At 69.8% G+C, this 4,298-nt stretch carries 4 protein-coding genes; all 4 read left to right on the forward strand.

Annotated elements, in window-relative coordinates; all coding sequences use genetic code 11:
• Window positions 1–105: 105 nt before the first annotated feature.
• Window positions 106–1,281, forward strand: coding sequence for a ferrochelatase (hemH, locus tag VB737_RS15245; RefSeq protein WP_500314212.1), 1,176 nt, complete (start codon window positions 106–108; stop codon window positions 1,279–1,281).
• Complete coding sequence (locus tag VB737_RS15250) at window positions 1,262–1,876, forward strand: M23 family metallopeptidase (RefSeq protein WP_500314208.1); 615 nt, start codon at window positions 1,262–1,264, stop codon at window positions 1,874–1,876. Before hemH ends, VB737_RS15250 begins: the two co-directional genes overlap by 20 nt.
• 190 nt (window positions 1,877–2,066) lie before the next feature.
• On the forward strand, window positions 2,067–3,866 hold the full coding sequence (ilvB, locus tag VB737_RS15255) for a biosynthetic-type acetolactate synthase large subunit (RefSeq protein ID WP_500314214.1): 1,800 nt from the start codon (window positions 2,067–2,069) through the stop codon (window positions 3,864–3,866).
• Window positions 3,867–3,892: 26 nt separating this feature from the next.
• Entirely contained in the window at window positions 3,893–4,204 is a 312-nt protein-coding gene (locus VB737_RS15260) for a hypothetical protein (protein WP_500314210.1), read from the forward strand.
• Window positions 4,205–4,298 lie beyond the last annotated feature (94 nt).

Raw genomic sequence — 4,298 nt, forward strand, 5'->3', positions numbered from 1 at the left:
GGACGCTACCCCTGCCGCCCCGGCGCCGCCAGGGAGGGGCCGGTGACCCGCCGGGCAGCCGCCGGTGGGGAGGCGGGGTTACGCTCTGCCTTTCTGATCGAAGGCATGGCCAGGGTCGGCGTGCTGCTGCTGAACCTCGGCGGTCCGGAGCGGATCGAGGACGTCGGGCCATTCCTCTACAACCTGTTCTCCGATCCGGAGATCATTCGCCTGCCCACGCCGGCGCTGCAGAAACCCCTCGCCTGGCTGATCAGCACCCTCCGCAGCGGCAAGTCGAAGGAGGCCTACCGCTCCATCGGCGGCGGTTCCCCCCTGCGCCGCATCACCGAGCAACAGGCCCGGGAGCTGCAGAGCCGCTTGCGCCAGGAGGGGGTCGACGCCACCAGCTACGTGGCGATGCGCTACTGGCACCCCTTCACCGAATCGGCGGTGGGCGACATCAAGGCCGACGGAGTGGAGGAGGTGGTGGTGCTGCCGCTCTATCCCCACTTCTCGATCAGCACCAGCGGCTCCAGCTTCCGGGAGCTGCAGCGCCTCCGCCAGGCCGACCCGGCCTTCCGCCGGCTGCCGATCCGCTGCATCCGCAGCTGGTACGACCATCCCGGGTACATCAATGCCATGGCCGGGCTGATCGCCCGGGAGGTCGGCAACTGCGAGGCCCCGGCGTCGGCTCACATCTTCTTCAGTGCCCATGGGGTGCCCAAGAGCTACGTGGAGGAGGCCGGCGACCCCTATCAGAAGGAGATCGAGGCCTGCGCCGCCCTGGTGATGGAGCGCCTGGAACAGCTGCTGGGCCATTCCAACCCCTCCACCCTTGCCTACCAGAGCCGGGTGGGGCCGGTGGAATGGCTCAAGCCCTACACCGAGGACGCTCTGCGGGAACTGGGCGAGCAGGGCGTCCAGGAGCTGGTGGTGGTGCCGATCAGCTTCGTCAGCGAGCACATCGAGACCCTCGAGGAGATCGACATCGAGTACCGCGAGATCGCCACCGAGGCCGGCGTCAGCCACTTCCGCCGGGTGCCGGCCCTCGACACCGACCCCACCTTCATCCAGGGACTCGCCGACCTGGTCCACGAAGCCATGGCGGGCCCGGAGGTGAACCTCGACATGGCGGCCCAGCTGCCCAAGAAGGTGAAGCTCTATCCCCAGGACAAGTGGGCCTGGGGCTGGAACAACAGCTCCGAGGTCTGGAATGGCCGGCTGGCCATGGTCGGATTCTCCGCGTTTCTGTTGGAATTACTCACCGGTCACGGCCCCCTGCATGCCCTTGGACTGCTCTGATCGCTCCAGGCGCCCCGGCCTGCGGAGCCGTTCGCTGGTCATCGCCGCCACCCTGGGGCTGAGCAGCCAGGCCCTGCCCGCCGAGGCCCGCACCGCCAGCCTCTGGGGCCGGGGGGCGTTTCCGGTGGCGAGCTTCGCCGGCTACACGAGCGGCTTCGGCCTGCGCTCCCATCCCCTCAGCGGCGACGTGCGTCCCCATTACGGCATCGACATCGCCGCGCCCCTGGGATCGCCGATCCGCAGCTGGTGGGCAGGAACGGTGAGCGAGGTGATCGTCGACGGCGGCTGCGGCAACGGGCTGGTGATCCGCTCGGGCAGCTACGAGCACATCTACTGCCACCTCGGGGGCCAGGCCGGCAACGGCGTCTACCGCAGCGGCGGCGTCCTGCTGCGGGAGGGGCAGCGGGTGGCCACCGGCCAGGTGATCGGCCATGTGGGCCTCACGGGCAGCACCACCGGCCCCCACCTCCACTGGGGCCTGCGCTACAGGGGCGCCTGGATGGATCCGGCCCGCGTGTTGCGGGCCATGGCGGAGAGCCGCCGGCAGCGCAACCCAAACCCCATCCAGCGACCTAACCTTGGTGTCTTCCGCTGATGGTTCCGAGACCCCTGCCCGGACGCCTGGCTCCCGGGCTGAACGCTCTCCCATCCTGACGATTCCCTCCCTTCGCCCGACCCCAGCCGCCGCCGTGACGCTCACGCCCCTTCCTTCCGCCATCGCCGCCGCCGGGACCAGCAGCCCCACTGTTTCCAGTCCCCAGGCCCCGGCGCCGTCGTCAGCGCCGATGCGGGTGAGCGGGGCCTACGCCCTGATGGATGCCCTGCACCGCCATGGCGTCCGCCACATCTTCGGCTACCCGGGCGGCGCCATCCTGCCCATCTACGACGAGCTCCACAAGGCGGAGGCCCGGGGCTGGCTGAAGCACATCCTGGTGCGCCACGAGCAGGGCGGCACCCATGCCGCCGACGCCTACGCCCGTGCCACCGGCCAGGTGGGCGTCTGCTTCGGCACCTCCGGCCCCGGCGCCACCAACCTGGTCACCGGCATCGCCACCGCCCAGATGGATTCGGTGCCGATGGTGGTCATCACCGGCCAGGTGCCCCGGGCCGCCATCGGCACCGATGCCTTCCAGGAAACCGACATTTTCGGCATCACCCTGCCGATCGTGAAGCACTCCTGGGTGGTGCGCGACCCCGCCGACATCGGCCGCATCGTGGCCGAGGCCTTCCTGATCGCCGCCAGCGGCCGTCCGGGCCCGGTGCTGATCGACGTGCCCAAGGATGTGGGTGCCGAGGAGTTCGACTACACCCCCGTGGCCCCGGGATCGGCGATCCCCTCGGGCTTCAAGCGTTCGCCGGCCCCCCGACCGGAGGCCATCGGTGACGCCCTGACCCTGATCCGCCAGGCCCGCCGCCCCCTGCTCTATGTGGGTGGCGGCGCCATCGCCTCCGACGCCCACGCCGAGGTGCACCAGCTGGCGGAACGGTTCCGGCTGCCGGTCACCACCACCCTGATGGGCAAGGGGGCCTTCGATGAGAACCATCCCCTTGCGGTCGGCATGCTCGGCATGCACGGCACCGCCTACGCCAACTTCGCCGTCACCGAGTGCGACCTGCTGATCGCCGTCGGCGCCCGCTTCGATGACCGGGTCACCGGCCGCCTCGACAGCTTTGCCCCCCGGGCTCAGGTGATCCACATCGACATCGATGCGGCCGAGGTGGGCAAGAACCGGGTGCCCGAGGTGCCGGTCGTCTCCGATGTCAAGCAGGCCCTGGAGGCCCTGCTGCAGGCCTCGATCGGCGAAGGTTCCAACCGCCGCACCGACGCCTGGCTCGAGCGCATCGACGCCTGGAAGCACCACTACCCCCTGGTGATCCCCCAGCCCACCGGCGAAATCGCGCCGCAGGAGGTGGTGATCGCCCTGCGGGAACTGGCCTCCGAGGCGTTCTTCACCACTGATGTCGGCCAGCACCAGATGTGGGCGGCCCAGTTCCTGCGCAACGGACCCCGCCGCTGGATCAGCAGTGCCGGCCTGGGCACCATGGGCTTCGGCATGCCCGCCGCCATGGGCGTCCAGACCGCCTTCCCCGACGAGACAGTGATCTGCGTCGCCGGAGACGCCAGCATCCTGATGAACATCCAGGAGCTGGGCACCCTCAGCCAGTACCAGCTGCCGGTGAAGGTGGTGGTGCTCAACAACGGCTGGCAGGGGATGGTGCGCCAGTGGCAGGAGAGCTTCTATGAGGAGCGCTACTCCAGTTCCGAGATGACCGGCGGCATGCCCGATTTCCCCGCCCTCGCCGAAGCGTTCGGCGTCAAGGGCATCGGCATCACCGACCGGGCCCAGCTGCGCTCCGGCCTCGCCGAGGCCCTGGCCCATCCCGGACCGGTGTTCGTGGACGTGCGCGTGCGCCGCAACGAGAACTGCTACCCGATGGTGCCCCCGGGTGCCAGCAACGCCCAGATGGTCGGACTGCCCAGCCATCCCGAACTGGCCATCGACACCATCCGCCAATGCAACGCCTGCGGCAGCACCACCGCCAGTGCCCACCTGTTCTGCCCCAGTTGCGGCGCCAAGCTCTGACGCTGTTCGGGGCCCTGCTCACACTGATGCTGCTGTGGCCCGGCGCGGCCGCGGCGGCGGAGGTGTACCAGGTGCGCAGCGGCACCCTGCTGCAGGTGGGTGATGGCAACCGCAGCTACCCCGTGGAGCTGGCCTGCATGGCACTGGCCCCAGGACAGGAGAGTGAGGCGATCAGCTGGCTGCGGCAGGCCCTGCCCCGCCGCACCAGGGTGAACCTGCGCCCGATGGGCCAGCGGGACGGCACCCTGCTGGCCCGGGTGAGCCTGCTGGCCGGCGGTGACGACATCGCCGCTGGCCTGATCGAAGCCGGCCTGGCCCGGGCGGAGCCCTGCCCATGAGCCTCAACCGCACCGCCAAGGGCATCGTGCTGGTGCCCCTCAGACAGTTCAGCTTAATAAGCAGTTCAAAGGCGACCATGAGGCACTCAAGCTC

It is taken from the genome of Synechococcus sp. BA-120 BA3 (assembly GCF_034931285.1).
GTDB lineage: Bacteria > Cyanobacteriota > Cyanobacteriia > PCC-6307 > Cyanobiaceae > Cyanobium.

Bases quoted from the DNA above. Each gene is read 5' to 3' on its own strand.
- hemH (WP_500314212.1), top strand. From the start codon at position 106: ATGGCCAGGGTCGGCGTGCTGCTGCTGAACCTCGGCGGTCCGGAGCGG.
- VB737_RS15250 (WP_500314208.1), top strand. From the start codon at position 1,262: ATGCCCTTGGACTGCTCTGATCGCTCCAGGCGCCCCGGCCTGCGGAGC.
- ilvB (WP_500314214.1), top strand. From the start codon at position 2,067: ATGCGGGTGAGCGGGGCCTACGCCCTGATGGATGCCCTGCACCGCCAT.
- VB737_RS15260 (WP_500314210.1), top strand. From the start codon at position 3,893: ATGCTGCTGTGGCCCGGCGCGGCCGCGGCGGCGGAGGTGTACCAGGTG.